At 59.7% G+C, this 16,022-nt stretch carries 12 protein-coding genes; 4 read left to right on the top strand and 8 right to left on the bottom strand.

The features are described from left to right. Positions 1-36 precede the first annotated feature (36 nt). Positions 37-1,866, top strand: coding sequence for an AMP-dependent synthetase/ligase (locus tag KYT97_RS04400; RefSeq protein ID WP_415395507.1), 1,830 nt, complete (start codon positions 37-39; stop codon positions 1,864-1,866). Here the strand turns inward: KYT97_RS04400 and KYT97_RS04395 are convergent, their stop codons facing one another. The 3 genes from KYT97_RS04395 to KYT97_RS04385 form a co-directional block, all read right to left on the bottom strand. Continuing rightward, entirely contained in the window at positions 1,867-2,721 is an 855-nt protein-coding gene (locus tag KYT97_RS04395; protein ID WP_045067813.1) for a DUF1206 domain-containing protein, read from the bottom strand. 13 nt (positions 2,722-2,734) lie between these two features. Next, positions 2,735-5,959 carry an HAD-IA family hydrolase gene (locus tag KYT97_RS04390; protein ID WP_219111826.1) on the bottom strand — a complete coding sequence of 1,075 codons (3,225 nt, stop codon included), beginning with the start codon at positions 5,957-5,959 and terminating at the stop codon, positions 2,735-2,737. A gap of 711 nt (positions 5,960-6,670) precedes the next feature. Then, entirely contained in the window at positions 6,671-7,144 is a 474-nt protein-coding gene (locus tag KYT97_RS04385; protein ID WP_245006018.1) for a carboxymuconolactone decarboxylase family protein, read from the bottom strand. A gap of 150 nt (positions 7,145-7,294) precedes the next feature. On the opposite strand from KYT97_RS04385, the gene KYT97_RS04380 reads away from it, so the two are divergent. Then, positions 7,295-7,849 (top strand): hypothetical protein, encoded by a 555-nt coding sequence (locus KYT97_RS04380; protein ID WP_045068142.1) that lies wholly within the window; start codon positions 7,295-7,297, stop codon positions 7,847-7,849. Between the two features lie 7 nt (positions 7,850-7,856). On the opposite strand, the gene KYT97_RS04375 is transcribed toward KYT97_RS04380, so the two are convergent. The 3 genes from KYT97_RS04375 to KYT97_RS04365 form a co-directional block, all read right to left on the bottom strand. After that, positions 7,857-8,729 carry a TIGR03620 family F420-dependent LLM class oxidoreductase gene (locus KYT97_RS04375; RefSeq protein WP_219111825.1) on the bottom strand — a complete coding sequence of 291 codons (873 nt, stop codon included), beginning with the start codon at positions 8,727-8,729 and terminating at the stop codon, positions 7,857-7,859. Positions 8,730-9,344: 615 nt separating this feature from the next. After that, the gene (locus KYT97_RS04370; protein WP_219111824.1) at positions 9,345-9,527 is read right to left on the bottom strand and encodes a histidine phosphatase family protein; all 183 of its coding nucleotides are present in this window, start codon (positions 9,525-9,527) and stop codon (positions 9,345-9,347) included. Between the two features lie 4 nt (positions 9,528-9,531). After that, positions 9,532-10,023 (bottom strand): hypothetical protein, encoded by a 492-nt coding sequence (locus KYT97_RS04365; RefSeq protein ID WP_095886341.1) that lies wholly within the window; start codon positions 10,021-10,023, stop codon positions 9,532-9,534. Between the two features lie 278 nt (positions 10,024-10,301). Between KYT97_RS04365 and KYT97_RS04360 the strand changes: the two genes are divergently transcribed. Together KYT97_RS04360 and KYT97_RS04355 are read left to right on the top strand one after the other, a co-directional pair. After that, entirely contained in the window at positions 10,302-11,096 is a 795-nt protein-coding gene (locus KYT97_RS04360; RefSeq protein WP_219111823.1) for a hypothetical protein, read from the top strand. 141 nt (positions 11,097-11,237) lie between these two features. Then, the gene (locus KYT97_RS04355; RefSeq protein ID WP_219111822.1) at positions 11,238-12,743 is read left to right on the top strand and encodes a hypothetical protein; all 1,506 of its coding nucleotides are present in this window, start codon (positions 11,238-11,240) and stop codon (positions 12,741-12,743) included. Positions 12,744-13,133: 390 nt separating this feature from the next. Here the strand turns inward: KYT97_RS04355 and KYT97_RS04350 are convergent, their stop codons facing one another. Both KYT97_RS04350 and KYT97_RS04345 read right to left on the bottom strand, forming a co-directional pair. Further along, positions 13,134-14,495: a metallopeptidase TldD-related protein gene (locus tag KYT97_RS04350; protein WP_219111821.1), complete on the bottom strand. Its 1,362-nt coding sequence runs from the start codon at positions 14,493-14,495 to the stop codon at positions 13,134-13,136. Continuing rightward, complete coding sequence (locus KYT97_RS04345) at positions 14,492-16,018, bottom strand: TldD/PmbA family protein (protein WP_219111820.1); 1,527 nt, start codon at positions 16,016-16,018, stop codon at positions 14,492-14,494. The genes KYT97_RS04350 and KYT97_RS04345 overlap by 4 nt, the downstream gene beginning before the upstream one ends. Between the last annotated feature and the right edge of the window lie 4 nt (positions 16,019-16,022).

The following is a 16,022-nucleotide window of genomic DNA, read 5'->3' as shown; positions in this document are numbered from 1 at the left end:
CGGCAATCGATTTCGATGTCGGCAGGAGAAGTGATGATCGATGGCACCGATGACATAGTTCTTGTCCATCCGTCGGGAAACGAAGTGCGTACCGCAGTAGAGGCGTTCCAGCACACCGCGCGGATGCACCCCGACAAAGTCGCGTTGCGGACTCCTGGCGGACATCAGGAGGTGACCTGGCGTGAATACGCGCGGCGTGTCGAGGCCATCGCCAGTGGACTGGCCGAACTAGGCGTTCGGCGCGGCGACACCGTCGGGCTCATGCTCACCAACCGGCCGGAATTCAATCTCGTTGATACTGCAATCACGCATCTAGGAGCTATTCCGTTTTCGGTGTACAACACCAGCGCGCCAGAACAACTCCAATTTCTGTTTACCGATGCGGGCAACAAGGTGGTCGTCACGGAGCAGGTGTTCCTGGCGCCGATCGCAGCATCTCGCGTGACATTCGAGCACATCGTCACCGTGGACGGCCCGGCGGATGGAGCACTCGAGTTGGCCGAGATCGAATCGAATCCAGCCGCGAACTTCGATTTCGAGGCGTCGTGGCGAGCGGTGAGACCGGACGATTTGGTGACCCTTGTCTACACCTCGGGCACCACCGGTCCCCCTAAAGGTGTGGAGGTCACGCAGCGCAACGCAATCGCTGCCGCCAGGGCGATAGCCGGCTTCGACCTCGGATTCGAGGACCGGGCGATCTCGTACCTGCCGTCGGCGCACATTGCGGATCGGATTTCCACGCACGGCGCCAACCAGATCTTTGGTGTGCAAATCACGGCGGTCGGAGATCTGCGCGACTTGATGTCCGCGCTGTCCGATGTCCGGCCGACCATGTTCGTCGGTGTCCCACGGGTCTGGATGAAGATCAAGGCCGGAATTGAGGCAAAGCTGGCAGCGGAAACAGACCCGATCACGTCTAAGTTGGCGGCGTGGTCTTTCGCTGTGGGTGCGCGAGCGGCGAGAGCGACTCTGAACGGGACACCACGGGGGCGGGCGTTGCAACTGCAATACCGGGTCACCGACACCTTGGTGTTTTCGAAGGTGCGGACCGCGTTGGGGTTCGATCAGCTCAGGTTGGCTTTCACAGGCGCAGCGGCTATTCCTGTCGAGATCCTCGAGTACTTCACCGGCTTGGGTATCCCGTTGCTCGAGATCTGGGGGATGTCGGAAACTATCGGCCTCGGTGCGATGACCACGGCCGACAATCTGAAGATCGGGACAGTGGGTAAACCCGTCACGGGCGTAGAAATCAGACTCGCAGCTGACGGTGAAGTTCTGGTACGAGGACCGATCGTGATGCGCGGATACCGCAATCAGCCCGAGAAGACCGCTGAAACAATCGATTCGGACGGCTGGATGGCGACTGGCGATATCGGAAAGTGCGATGACAACGGCAACCTGACCATCGTCGACCGCAAGAAAGAACTCATCGTCAATTCGTCGGGAAAGAACTTGGCGCCCAACAATATCGAGAATGCTGTCAAGGCATCCTCGTCGTTGATCGCCCAAGTTGTCGCGATCGGTAACAACCAGAGCTACGTCACCGCGCTGGTGACGCTGGATCCGGACGTCACTGATCTGCGAGCAGAGGCCCTAGGGGTGCCCGGAGCGCAACTCGCGGATTTGGCAGCACACCCGAAGATCGTGGAAGAGGCAACACTGGCAGTCAGGGCTGGAAACGCAAAACTATCCAGAGTTGAACAGGTGAAACGCTTTTCGATTATTCCATCGGCGTGGGTTCCAGGCGGTGATGAACTGACGCCGACGATGAAGTTGCGGCGCACACCGATCGCGAGTAAGTATGCTGACACGATCAAAGCGCTCTACGCAGAACGCAGGTATGACGGTGTCATCAACGTGGGTTGATCACATCTTGGCCGATCGGGCCATAGCGAAGGAGTAGAGACCGTAGGTGATGATGCCAAGTCCCGCGGCCACCAGGAGTGCGACTCCGTAAGGTTGGGCGCCGAGGGTTTTCAGGGCACCGTCGAGGCCGGAGGACTTATCGGGGGCCGATTGGATCACCGCAACGATCACAAGCACACCCACTGCCGCAATGGCCAATCCCTTGGCGATATACCCAACCGTGCCGAGGCGTCGAACCAGATCACTGGTGGGCCCATCGAGGTCGTCGAGGAAGTTCTGGCTGGCTCCCTTGTACACGTGGTAACCGCCGATCGCGACAATGACGAGAGCGCCGACAACGAGTGCGACCGAGCCGACACCGGATTGCATCAGACGCGCGGTGATCCCGGTGCTCTGGCTGCTGCTGGATTTGCCGATTCCGCGTGCAAAACCCCACGCGGTGAACGCAAATGCAAAGTAGACCGCGGCCAGGGAGAACGCCTTGATTCGATCGAATATCCGCGACAATTTCTTATTGGCATCGGGCCTGGACGAACTGCCGAGTACACCTTCAACCACCCGCCACAGGCCCATAGCTGCAAATACGACGACGCCGATCCAGAGCGCCAAGCCGCCACCCGGCTTGTTCGCCAGTTCTGTCATCGCCCCGGACTGGTCTGCGGTTCCGCCGCCGCCCCCGAGAGCGAGGCGGATGGCGATGTAGCCGATGATCAGGTGAACGATGCCGCTCCCGACGAAGCCTGCTCGGGCAATACGCTCGAAGATGCTGTTCTGGGCGACTTGGCCGGCGGTAGAGGATGAGTTGTTGTATCCCGTCGACGCGGAATTTGGATCGTCCGGGTTGGTGTGAGGCATGTTGGATCTCCAGTTACTGGGCGGAAACGGTTACGGACGATCCTGGTAATACTATGTGACTGCTGCCGTCGATCGAAAGTTTGATCGGTGCAGCATCTTTCGTCTCCGACGATACGGTCACTGAAGAATGTGTGCACTGGATCTGCAATCGATGGCCACGGTAGTAGATCGTGAAGGCAAGTTCGCTCAGTTCGATCGGCAATTGCGGATGCAACCACACAACATCGTCGCGGAAGTCGAGGCCGGTATAACAGCGTTCGAGTATATCGATCGCGCCCGCCATCGCAGCGAGGTGAATGCCCTCTCGCGTACGGCCATGCTGGGAGTCCGAGAGATCCGACGCGAGCGCGCTGCGAAGCATGTCCCATGATTGCGAACGATTACCGCGGACGAGCACCCAGGTGTGCGCGATTCGGCTGAGAGTCGATCCGTGCGTGGTGCGGGACAGATAGTAATCGATCATGGACGGAATCGACGACGGATCGAAGTGGTAACCCAACCGTGCGATCAGATCGGTCAGTTCCTCCGCGGAAAATACATACAGCAGCATGAGTAAGTCTGCTTGCTTGGATGCCTTGTAGTGGACGGTCGAGTCGCCTTCAGCTTCGAGAATGAGATCGAGCCGACCGATATCGAGGTACCGGGATCGGTAGTCTGCCCAATCCAGTTCTTTGAGGGTATCGAAACCCTCGAATTGCGCGAGCAGGCCATTCGGAAGGAAGGTGAGGCGCAGACGACGACTCATTTTGTCCCAGGCCGCCAACTCGCATTCTGTGACCTCGAGGTCTTCGGTGATGGATCGGCTTGTGCGGCCGAGAATCTCGACGGCGTCGAGCGCTCGCATCAGTGACCACTCCGTCATGATGTTGACGTACGTATTGTTGTCGATGCCTTCGCCAGGGCGACCTGGATAGCCGTCATGAAATTCGTCCGGGCCCATGATGCCCCGGACGTCGTATCGGTCATCGGTGGCGTCGTAGTCAGCCCGGCTGATCCAAAAGCGCGCATTTTCGACTAGAAGTTCGACCGCGTGATTCCTGAGAAATTCGAGGTCGGTGGTTGTTTGCCAGTAGTGCCACACGTTGTATGCGACGGCGAGGTTCACGTGATGCTGACGTCGGGAATTGTCGGGCATCCAGCGCTTGGATCGCGGATTGAACAGTGCAGTCGGCGTTTCCTCGCGCCCATCGCTACCGCTCTGCCAGGGGAACAGTGCGCCATCGTGTCCTGTCTTTCCGGCATTGCTCTTTGCCTGTCGAAGTCGGCGACTTCGATACAGCAGCAATGATCGTGTCAATTCGGGTAGGCGCAGAGTAAGGATTGGCGTGACAAACAATTCGTCCCAGAACACGTGCCCGCGATAGGCCTCGCCGTGTAGTCCTCGCGCCGGAACGCCCACGTCGAGATCGATAGTGTGCGCGGACAGGGTCTGCAGTGCGTGAACGAGCTGGACGTTGGCGGCCAAAGATGTTGTGACATCGGAGCCCAGAGTGACGGCAAATTTGTGCCACAGAAGCTCCCACGCGATGCAATGCCGGCGGAACAATTCGCGATGGTCGGCCGCATCGATTGCGTGTTCCCGTGCAGCATGGTCGGGTTCCGCTATTGCGTGGTCACGAGATGTGAAGAGCGACATGGTTTTTTCGAAAACTACGGGCTGACCCGATGTTGCCGTGTATGTGACCAACTGTGCGACGGAATTTTCGCTGACGTCCACGCGCCGTGTGTGTTGCGGCGTCGACCCGTCATCGAACCGGACTCTCAACCGTTCACACTGCGACACACGGATATGTGAGGTCGACGTTTCGACTGTCGTCGAAACACGTTCGTGATCAACCGCTTCTGCGGAAATGACGGTGAGGTGGTGATTCGCCAGTAAGGAATAGTCCGGGACGTTGTTGTTGGACACGGCTGCATTGATTCCTGAGCGCACATGGACAGTGCCGTCCCAGTTTTCGGGGATGATCGTCGTGCAGATTGCTGCGAGGTGGGGATCGTCCATCGATACGAATCGTTGTTGACGAATTCTGGTGACTCGGCCGGTGATGTCGCGGAAAGTCGTCTCACGCCGAACCGTCCCGCAGCGTAGATCGAATTCTTCATGGTGATGATCGATCAGATGGGACCCGCTCCCAAGCCACTGACCATCGGGTCCGGCCACGGTGAATACCGTCCAATCCGGAATATTGACGGCACTTTCGTCGTCGCGAGACCTACCCGCTGCCTCCGAAGTCAATCTGTTGTAGCACCCGGCGATGTATGTGCCGGGGTAGTGCACGCCGTCGTCATGTGATTCCGGGAGCGCTCCGCGGGTGGCGAAATAGCCGTTCCCCTGTGTCAACAGTGTTTCCCGCAGCCCAGCGGTGTCGGGGCTGAGGCCGCGGTATTCGAGGGACCAGGACGGGTCGGCGCCGTCGGTACACAGTTCGCACGCAGCATCGTCGTTGTCGCCCTCTGCCGAGGCAGAGGTGACGAAGTGGTAATCGATTTCGCTTACGTCGGACACCACGAAGTAGGCTCCGCTGCCGATCAGGTCTGCAACGTTCTCCGCCGGGCCCAGTCCGATACTGAGGCCGAAGCCGCCGGAATTGGCAGCGCGGATTCCGGCGGTCGCGTCCTCGATGACAACACACTCAGATGGCGGGACTGACAGGCGCGCTGCAGCTTCCAGATAGGTGTCGGGGTTCGGTTTCCCTGCAAGGCCGCGCTTTGCGGCGTCGATGCCATCACAGCGGATATCGAAGAGGTTTGCCAAGTGGGCGCTGTCGAGTACGAACTTCGCGTTTCTGCTTGCCGAGACAATCGCTGTGTGGACGCCGGCCGAGCGCAACTGCTGAATCCACCGGACCGTGGGAACAATCACTTCGACACGGTGTCGACCAAGCTCTTCGAGGAAGTACGTATTCTTGCGCCCGAGAAGGTCGGTGATGGTAACCGCATTCGGGGAGCCCTCCGAATTTCCCAGCGGGAGAACCACATCGCGCGACGTGAGGTACGACTGCAGGCCTTGAGCTCGTGCTTTGCCGTCGATATATCGCCGGTAGTCGTTGTCGCTGAGTTCCACATCGCCGACCTCGCCTCGCTCGGTCAGGTAGTGGAAAAGTCGCCGCCAGGCCGCGAGATGAACTTTCGCGGTGTCGGTGACCACACCGTCCATGTCGAACAAGACGGCTCGCAAGACCTTGCCGTCGATGACGATCGACGCCCGAAGAGTTTCATCTGCTCGCCAGATCGTCATGGCAGTAGCGCTGGTGATCTGGGCGATTGGATCGAGGTAGGGAGGGCTTCGCGCGCGTCGAAACTAGAAGTGCCTACGTGGATTACCAATCTCGCTCCCTTCGGCAATGCGGCTCCCTTCACGGTATCGGATATTCCGGAGAGAGTGGCGATGCGCAGCATGCCATCGCGTGTTGGTGTGCAAAATATTTCGCCACGCGGGTTCCGATAACTTTTCCGAAGATTAGCTTGAATTTTTTCACCAGCATTTCAGGTGGGATTAATATGCGCATTACAGTCGGTTGAGCAGGCTGTATACGCGAAATTAACCCATGTCTTGCTGATTGTCGTATTTTCGACTCTTTGGTGGAGATGCTGTGCGCGATGACAAAACATGATCTACATTCGGTGTTGTAAGGATCGATTCAACCTCACCACGGAAGGGAAGATTGAAATGGGTAGCTTGGAAGATTTCGATATCTCGGCAGTGCTGCAAAAGTTGATCGCATTCGTGGATTCATTCTCATCGGACTCGCCGGAGACCGTGGAATAATGTAAGTGACGACAGGTGCTGCGTACGCCCTATTAGGGTGCGTACGCAGCACCAACTGTCGTTTGCGGAACGTGCAGCGGCGGCCATGTATTCGACTCTGATTGAATACGAAATCTATTTATTCATCAAATTATCTGCATCCCGGAATGCAGTCCCGTTCTATTCCTTGTCCGCATAGTGTTAAAGCGGGGTGAGCTCCTGATGGGTTGAGATGGCGAGCCGATTCCAAGTGTTGATCGCTGAGATTGCCATCAACAGGCGAATGATCTGATTCTCGGAGTATGACGCCTTCACTCGCGCCCAGACTGCATCCGAAACGCCGCCTTTCCCGATGAGCGTCACTTCTTCCGTCAATTCCAACACGGCCTGCTCGGCCTCGCTGAACCACGACGACGCTTCTCTCCAGGCCGCTAATACGTCCAGCCGGCGTTGATCCTCGCCGTCTTTTCGGGATTCGGTTGTGTGCATGTCCAGACAGTAGGCGCAACCGTTGATCTGCGAGGCACGGATTTTCAGGAGATGGAGTGTTTTCGATTCGAGGTCGCCGGCGTGGACATATTTCTCGATGGCCAGCATGCCTTTGTACGCCTCGGGGTCTATGTCGGTGACAGACAGTCGTTGGGTGGCGTGGGGTCGACTTTCGATGGTGCTCACGTGGTCCTCCTTTTGCGTCTGCTGGGGGAGCGAGCCGTGATCGCTCCGAGTTCCACGTTAGTGACGAGGAATTGCTTTTTACACCGCTGGCACTCGAGTGGTGTGTCCTGTTTCGGCACCGTGCGCATCGTCGTATGCCAGAGTCGCCAGATGAGCGAAGAGGTGGGACCTGAGGCTTGGTGGACTGTGCTCGTCGGGATCACAGCGCTGCTCGTTGCCGGCGCTTGTGGTGTTGCCCTGTGGAGTGCCGTGCCACTCGCTTCGTATGTGTACTTCGCGCTCGCCATGGCCGTGCTCGCTGCCCTGGGTGCAGTGTGGTTGATACTCAGCCTGATTGGGTGGTTCAAATTTCGAGCCTTGCGCTGGAGTTTGATTGCGCCGGCGCTCGTTCTCCTCACATGTGCACTTGTAGCGCTGTCGGTGCCGTCGCGAATTGCGTTCATGGCGTCGAAGGACTCACTGGCTGCCGAGGCCCAGGAATGCTCGACGTCGGCGACTGACCGTCGAATAGGTGTGTATCAGGTCAGGCGGATCGAGTCAGTTGAGCACGGGTGTCTGTTCTTCATCGAAGGCGGGCTGATCAATTCGATCGGTCTGGCGTACCTGCCGGGCGGGGCGCCGTACCTCGGCGTTCCCAGACATGACGGCGACATCGGCTACCAGGAACTCGACGGTGATTGGTACACGTTCGTGCAAGTGTTCTAGGTGCCTGTCAGGCGATCAATGCCGTGGCAAGATCCCGATATTCTGCCGCTGGGAAGGAAGTCGGGTCTGCAGTGAGCACTTGGATTGCTACTTCGTCGGCGCCCGCTTCGTAGTGCGCTTCGATGCCGGCACAGACACGATCGAGGTCACCCCACGGAATCAGCGTGTCCATCAGAGCGTCGCTACCTCCGTCCAACAAATCCTTGTCGGTGTACCCCAGACGGCGGAGGTTGTCCGAGTAGTTCGGCAACGACAGGTAGCCGCGCATGTATTCGCGGGCGATCCCGCGCGCAACGGTTTCGTCTTCTTCGAGGACCACGGCAACTTCAGGTGCGAGCAGTGGCTCGGCTCCGAGAATCTCGCGGGCAAGGGCTGTGTGTTCTGGCGGCACGAAGTACGGGTGTGCTCCGGCAGATCTGGCAGCCGACAGCTTCAGCATGCGAGGGCCGAGGGCTGCCAGGACTCGGCGACTGGCGGGGACCGGCTCCGGTGCGGCGTCCAAAGCGTCCAGGTACTGGACCATGTGCGTGTAAGGCTTGGTGTAGGTGTGCTGCGCCTTCGCATCGACGATCGGTGCGTGGCTGGTTCCTACTCCCAGGAGAAAGCGGCCAGGGTAGTCGCGCTCGAGGTTGCTGACGGCTTGGGCGGTTTCGGTGGGGTCAGCATGCCAGATGCTGGCAATGCCGCTGGCGACACCGATTCGCGTTGTCGCAGAAAGCACTTCGCCGTACACGGCAGGCAGGCCTTCTCCGAAACCGCCTGACGTCCACAACCGCGTGTAACCCAACTCGTCGAGTTCGCGAGCTGCGTCGAGTGCTGCCTCGCGATGTTGCGGACTCAGCCAGAGCGCGCCACCCCATGCACTTACTTGTCGTGTCATAACGTGAGCCTAGCTATTGATCCACCTGAGGGTGATGAATCACCACGTTCAGTGTTGGGTCGGAGACGAGAGTTCCTTGGTGATAGAGGACCGTCCAATCACGTTCGCGCCGTTGCCAAATAGTTGCCCTGCGGGTGAGCTTGGTGTCTTGCTGGGGTGTATAGGTCAGTAGATAGGTAGCCGGGGCCATCTCGCGTAGGTGGAACTCGCTGGTGGCGGACACTGTCCTTGCAGCCTTGGTATCCCCAATTCGCCTTGCAGCAGTTTCGCAACACAGTGAACAGGCGTTTGATATCGAGAAGCTCGTTGACCTCGTTGTCGGCCCTCAATCCAGACGATAGCGATGCCCACCCGCGTATTCCCCACACCGTCTATCCGGTCGACTGCGGGATACCTTGCCGGCACAAACGGCGGCGACGGTGACGGCATCGACGTATTTGTCGGCACCGACACCGGCGCAGCGCCGGGTCCAGCATCCAGGCCGTCACCGTTGGATACAGCTTTCCGGCGCGATTCGAAAGTACAGATCACCCGGTCGATCGCCGCGTGGCAATTGTGCTCGCGCAGGCGGGATCATCCGCGCGTGTGCATAATCGGCGAGCGAACTCGGCGACGTCACGACCTGCTATGGGGGTTATACGCCTCTCCCAGAGCCGAGAGAAGTAGCAGCTCGATTCCGAACTGATCGCCGGTAGGGCGAGCGGTCTGGGTGCTGCGTTTGAGGTCCGACGTGTACAGCGACGGAACAACATAGAGCGGTCTCAGTTCGCGCAAGCCGAACCGCGATCGAATCTGCATGCGCTCATTCTTTCCAGACGCCATCGGTGGCTTTGATCTCGCGGATCATCGAAGGTCCGCCTGTGGGCCAGGTCTGGATGAGGTAGTCCTCGGTGGGGGTGTCGACGTCGAGGTCCCAGTGCGATGCTCGTCCACGGGTGGCGATGCGGAAGTGCCGAGCACCTCGGTGGGAGGTGAGCTTCCCGAATTCTTCGACGATCTCGTTTGCCAAGGTGATGAAAAGCATGGGTTCGCGGCACACGACGGTGACTTCTTCGATGTTGTCCCATGCGTCGAGATCGATATAAGGTCCACCGTTTTCGAAAATGTGGTCTTCACCGGACAACAGTTCAAGTGTGACATTGACGGGACCGTAGGCGATTCCGGTGTGAACGGAGATGAGGTGGTTGCCGGCGTCGAAAACCTGGCCGGTGGTGTAGGTGTCGGTGGGATCGGCGTCGGCCGCCGAGATGAGAAACGTGTGGTGCTCGACCTCTATCAATCCCGTGATCGTCATTGGTTGATTAGAGCAGTTGGCCCTGCGCGCGTCGTGACTGCGGCAAGAAATCGTCGGGTTGTCATTGCGGTCTGGGACTTGACGGCCCGTCGGCCCTGGCACACTCGCAGTAATAGTGGACCAGGTTCCTGGTCCTCAAGGTTAGGGAGCTGAGGTCGATGATGAGAGTTCGCAGAAATTACGGGTGGCTTCGATCGAGCAAATCAAGAGTCCTCGTTGTTGCGGCTCTTACCATGTTCTTCGTCGCGGCTTGTAGCAGCCCTGAACCCGAACATGACGTGGCGACAGAAATCATTGCCTTTGCAGATGGCGACGGTTCGATTTACACGATGAAGCCGGACGGGAGCGGCCTTCGCCAGCTCACCACCACCATCACTGACGACAACTACTCTGAATACGCGTCCGACCCTGCTGTGGCTCCGGATGGCAGCAAGATTGCATTCACCCGAGGATCGGGGATCGCTGTGATGAACGTCGACGGAACCGAGCAGACGACCGTGACCGACCGCGGCGGTTCCCCCAATTTCTCGCCGGATGGTTCGAAAATCGTATTCGGCTGCGTCGGCGGGATTTGCCTGATCAATGCTGACGGTTCCGATCGGCAACAACTCTCACCGGAGGTGAACGACGATCGCAGCATCCCGAGTAGGTCTTTTCCTTCGTTCTCCCCGGACGGAACGAAGATCATCTTCAACGAAAACGGCTACATTGCAGGGTTTTCGGCTGACGGCACCGGATGGTTCCCGGTGCTGCGTGACCAGTACTGGAACTCCGATCCCGCCTATTCGCCGGATGGGTCGACCATCGTCTTCTCGAGCAACCGTGGCGGGAAGAACCAATCCGAGACATATGTGATGACAGCCGACGGTAAGGACATTCGCGCACTTACGACGGAACATGATGTCGGAGCCGTGTATTCGCCAGACGGCTCGAAAATCGTCTACACGCACGGGGTAGCTGAACCTCGCACCCTGGTGGGTATCTGGGTCATGAACCCAGACGGCAGCGAACCACGGCCGTTGACCTCGAAATCGCTGATCGCTCAAGCCCCCAGTTGGGGCGGATATGCGTAACGTCACCCTTTTGGGGTAATTGTCGCAATTTTTCGGGAATAGGCCTGGCCGCAAACAAATGTGTGGTCGACTCGAACCGCACATAGCGCGGGTCTCTGTCTGTCGTCCGCGAAAAACACTCCCACGGGGAATGGAGATGCGATGCAGAAGGTGCCGAGCGGGACGAGGGGCCGACTGGTTCTGACAGCTCTGACCGCGGTACTGATTGCAGCAGGCGGTGGCAACGCATCCGCTCAGCCCACATCCTGGGGTCCACTCGCCGCTCCCAACCCGTTCCTCGGACCCGCGGGTACCTCGACGATGCACGGTGACGCCGGTTCCTCCGATGCGACACCGCTCAGCGGTCCGGGCACCGGAAAATTAGCCGTTGATCCGCTTCCCTTGGCTGCAGCATGCCCGACACTGCTCGAGGGATCCGATGGATTGGTTCTTGCGCTGTGTACCAGCATCCTCGGCCAGACTCCGACGGTGCACCTGATAGACACGTCGGCGCTCGGCACCGGATCGGCGGGTTCGTCAGTCGGATCATCGTCAGTCGGATCATTCTCACCTGCTGCTTCCGTTGCGCAACTTGAACTTGCGAAAGGCAGCCTGCTCGGCGGTGTCTATGCGTACCTGGACAACGACAACCGGCTTGTTGCGGTGGATGGTAATCGCACGCTGGTGCGGGTGCAGCACGAACAGAAGCCAAACGGCGGTTGGCGACTCTTCGTCGACCAATCAGTTGATCTGACCTCGTCAATTCCCGACGGCGACAATGTCACCGGCCTCGCACCGGACTGGCACGGCAACGTGTGGTTTGCAACTGGTGCCGGTCGCGTCGGTAGCGTCGACGGGGGAGGAGTCGCCCGCATACTGCAATTGCCGGCCGGCGAGGAAGTGCAGAACAGCATCTCCACCTCGGCGTTCGGCACCGCCGTCGCGACTACTCACGCGCTGTACCAGCTCAGCGCCGCGCAGGACGGCACCCCGACAATAGATTGGCGTGCACCGTACGACCGTGGCAGTGCCCGCAAGCCAGGTCAACTCAGCTGGGGAACCGGTTCCACGCCAACCTATTTCGGCCCAAACGGAGACGACTACGTGACGATCGTCGACAATGCCGACACTCAGGTGCATCTCTTGGTCTACCGAGCTGCGACCGGTGAAATGGTCTGCAGTCAAAAGGTTCTCAGTACCGCAGGGCCAGGCAGCGAGAACTCGCCGATTGGTATCGGCAACTCGGTGTTCGTGGCCGGCACTTACGGCTATCCCTACCCGACGGTGCCCGAAGGCGCCGGGCCCGCGGTACCCGCGAGTGCACCGTTTGTCGGCGGCATGACGCGAGTCGATGTCGATAATGCTGGAACCGGATGCCACACAGTGTGGGACAACGACGCTCGTAGTTCTGCCGTGCCGCATCTGTCGACTGCCGACGGAAATTTGTACACCGTCGTTCGTCAAGGGCTTCCGCTTTCATCCGACAGCACCACCCCGCTCGACGGCTTTGCGTTCACGGTGATCGATCCGAACACCGGGGAGGTGCTTGCGTCGCGCGATCTGCCCGGGACCATCGTCAACGACACCTTGCAGATGTCCGCGCTGATCAATTCGAGTGCTGACTACCTTCAAGGGACGATCACTGGAGTAATTCGAGTCGGCGGGTAGCACAGCCCGCCGACCTCGACACACTCTGCACCACTATCGGCAAGGGCACAGCCGTGCATCTGTAACCGGCGTCTCGGCACCCAGTATCAGGCAATCTCACGCGTGCTGCGCGGAATTCGATGACCTTCGATGATTCTCTGCCTGAGGGGAGGAATCGCAATGCAGCATGGTCGGTATCAGTTTTCCGGTGTTGTCGATCCTCGATACCGAAACACTGTCGCTGCAACCGTGATTCAACTTCACTGCGTGGGCAATAGCGTCCCGGTCGGATTCGAATTCCCCAACTGTCGAGGTGCCTTCCGGGAGGGTGATCTTGTACTTCTCCATTGCAAAACTTCTTCGTGTAGTCCTATCGACGGCCTACCCAGAGTGGGTTGGCGGGAAACGTTTCTATTGCGCCGCGCTGACCGACGACATGTGGAAATCGGGAATGCGCAGCGGTGGCATGGCGGTGCGGGTGAACCAGTCTTTCCATTCGCGAGGGAGCGTGATCTCGGTGCGTCCGGCTTCGGTGACACGGCGAAGGAGGTCCAGCGGGCTTTCGTTGAAGCGGAAATTGTTGACCGCGCCGACGATCGTGCCGTTCTCGATGAGGTACACACCGTCGCGGGTCAACCCGGTGAGCAGCAGCGTTGTCGGATCTACCTCGCGGATGTACCAGAGTGTGGTGAGGAGGAGACCGCGTTCGGTTTTCGCGATCATGTCCTCGATGCCGGTGTCATCGCCGCCGGTGAGGATCAGGTTGTCACCTGGCACGGCAACCGGTCGGTCGAATTCGCGGGCAGCATGACGCGGATACGCGAGGGCTGAGATCGTGCCGTCTTTGATCCAGTCGACACGATCGATGTCCATACCGTTGTCGAAGAGCGAGACGGATTCACTCGACGACGTGGTCACCACGAACGGCGCGGATTTCAAGCCGTCGGCGTCCGGGTCCGAGGTCAGAGTCAATCCCAGTGTTCCGAGGGTTTCCCCGATTCGCGTGCCACCTGTCCTCGACAGTGCGGTGTGGCCTTCCTCGGCTCCGCGGCCTTCCATGGTCCACATCAGGTAGATCATGAGGTCTGCAACCGCGGACGGCGGAAGAATTGTTTCGTACCGTCCAGCCGGCAACGCGACCGAGTTTTTTGCCCAGTCGAGACGAGTAGTCAACTGGGACAAAAGATTGGGTATGGAGATGTCGCTGAAGTCGACCGTCCCGGATCCGACCCAGGCGCTGGCGTCGCCGCGTTTGCCGTTGATCTCGACTGAGCCGGTGGGCTGAACGGTGCGGCGGCGAAGGCCGGTAGAGGTTCCGAGCCACGTGGTGTGCAGTTGATGATGCGCAAAGCCGAACAGTTGATCCTGTCCGTCGAAGCCGGCGGAGAGGTCGGCAGCAAGGCGGCTGAAGACAGCGATGTCGGTCAGTGCAGGGCCGGATTCCCATTCAGAATCTGCTGGACCTGCCGGTACAAGGTCGGAGGCGTCGTCGGCGGGTGTTGCACTTCGGGCGGCGTCCTCGCTTGCCTTTACGACAGTCTGGATCTGCGCGGGATCGACACTGCTGGAACTCACTGTCCCGACACGGGCGGTGTCACCGTCCCGAACGATCGAGATGACGGTCCAGGTCCGAGACAGTGAGACACCGTTCGTGGTCATGGAGTTGTTGGCCCACCGCAACGACGCTTCGCTGGCGTCGGTGACGATGACGATCGACTCGTCGACGGTTCGCGCGGCCAGCGCGCGGTCCACTACCTGCTGCGCCGTGATCACTGCTGGGCCTCCGAACGGGTGTTGAGGATGTTGACGCCGCGGAACAAAGCGGACGGGCATCCGTGACTGACAGCGGCGACCTGCCCGGGTTGCGCCTTGCCGCAATTGAATGCGCCGCCGAGTTTCCACGTCGACGCTCCGCCTACAGCTTCCATCGAGCCCCAGAAGTCGGTGGTGGTGGCCTGGTAAGCGACTTCGCGGACCTGGCCGTCGAGTTTGCCGTCCCGGATTTTGAAGAACCGCTGACCCGTGAACTGGAAGTTGTAGCGCTGCATGTCGATTGACCACGACTTGTCTCCGACGATGTAGATGCCGTCTTCGACTCTCGAGATCAAGTCGGCCGTCGACGTGTCGGTCTCCGGATCGGCGGCGAGGGAAACGTTGGCCATGCGCTGGATGGGAACGTGGTGCGGCGAATCGGCGTACGAGCACCCGTTGGAGCGCTCCAGGCCCAGGCGAGGTGCAAACGCGCGGTCGAGTTGATATCCGACCAGCGTGCCGTCTGCGACCAAGTCCCAGCGCTGGGCGGCGACGCCGTCGTCGTCATAGCCGACGCTGGCCAGTCCGTGTGCGACGTTGCGGTCGGCCGTGACGTGCATGATGTCGGTGCCGTACTTCAGTGTGCCGAGCTTGTCGGGGGTCGCGAAGGAGGTGCCGGCATAGGCGGCTTCGTATCCGATTGCCCGATCGTATTCGGTTGCGTGCCCGATGGATTCGTGAATGGTGAGCCACAGGTTGGTCGGGTCGATCACGAGGTCTGTCGGGCCAGGTGTGACCGACGGCGCCTTGACCTTCTCGGTGAGCCACTGCGGGATCTGCGCCAGCTCCTCAGCCCAGTCCCACGTGCTACCGGTGCCGAGATACTCCCAACCCCGCGCGACCGGCGGCGCCAAAGTACGCATCGACTCGAAGCTGCCCGCTGATTTGTCGACGGCTGTTGCCTCGATTTCGGGATGCAGTCGCACCCGTTGCTGGGTAATCGACGAGCCCGCCATATCGGCGTAGAACGTCTGCTCCTTGACCTGGAGAACCCCAGCGGTGACGTGGTCGACGCCGTCGGACGCCTGAAGTCGGCCCGAGTAGTCCAGGAGAAGATCGACCTTGTCGGACGTCGGAGTGGTGAACGGATCTATCTCGTACGGAGACACCCACGTGGCGTCGGCGTAGATCGGTTCGTCGGCAAGAGTCACCGGATCGCGATTGAGTGATCGCAACGCCCTCGCCACCTCGACGGCTTGTCGTGCCAACGACGACGCAACAGCGGGTGACACCTCGGCGTGGGAGGCAAATCCCCAGGTTCCGTCGACGATCACGCGGACAGCCACACCCACTTCGTCGCTGTCCGAAACCGATTGAACTTTGCCGTCGCGCAACCGGATCGACTGAGTGAGCAACCGGTGTACACGTACATCCGCATGCTCGGCTCCGGCGGCGCGCGCTGCGGACAGCGCGGCGTCCGCTACTGCCTTCAGAGGGAGGGCGAGGAAATCTGCATCGACATCTCGGGTGACGGTCACCGTCATGACG

Origin of the sequence: Rhodococcus globerulus, assembly GCF_019334125.1 — a bacterium.
In the GTDB taxonomy this organism is placed as follows: Bacteria; Actinomycetota; Actinomycetes; order Mycobacteriales; family Mycobacteriaceae; genus Rhodococcus_F; species Rhodococcus_F globerula.
This window is presented reverse-complemented; position numbering and strand designations above follow the sequence as displayed.

Bases quoted from the DNA above. Each gene is read 5' to 3' on its own strand.
- KYT97_RS04395 (WP_045067813.1), bottom strand. From the start codon at position 2,721: ATGCCTCACACCAACCCGGACGATCCAAATTCCGCGTCGACGGGATAC.
- KYT97_RS04390 (WP_219111826.1), bottom strand. From the start codon at position 5,959: ATGACGATCTGGCGAGCAGATGAAACTCTTCGGGCGTCGATCGTCATC.
- KYT97_RS04380 (WP_045068142.1), top strand. From the start codon at position 7,295: ATGAGCGAAGAGGTGGGACCTGAGGCTTGGTGGACTGTGCTCGTCGGG.
- KYT97_RS04375 (WP_219111825.1), bottom strand. From the start codon at position 8,729: ATGACACGACAAGTAAGTGCATGGGGTGGCGCGCTCTGGCTGAGTCCG.
- KYT97_RS04370 (WP_219111824.1), bottom strand. From the start codon at position 9,527: ATGCAGATTCGATCGCGGTTCGGCTTGCGCGAACTGAGACCGCTCTAT.
- KYT97_RS04365 (WP_095886341.1), bottom strand. From the start codon at position 10,023: ATGACGATCACGGGATTGATAGAGGTCGAGCACCACACGTTTCTCATC.
- KYT97_RS04355 (WP_219111822.1), top strand. From the start codon at position 11,238: ATGCAGAAGGTGCCGAGCGGGACGAGGGGCCGACTGGTTCTGACAGCT.
- KYT97_RS04345 (WP_219111820.1), bottom strand. From the start codon at position 16,018: ATGACGGTGACCGTCACCCGAGATGTCGATGCAGATTTCCTCGCCCTC.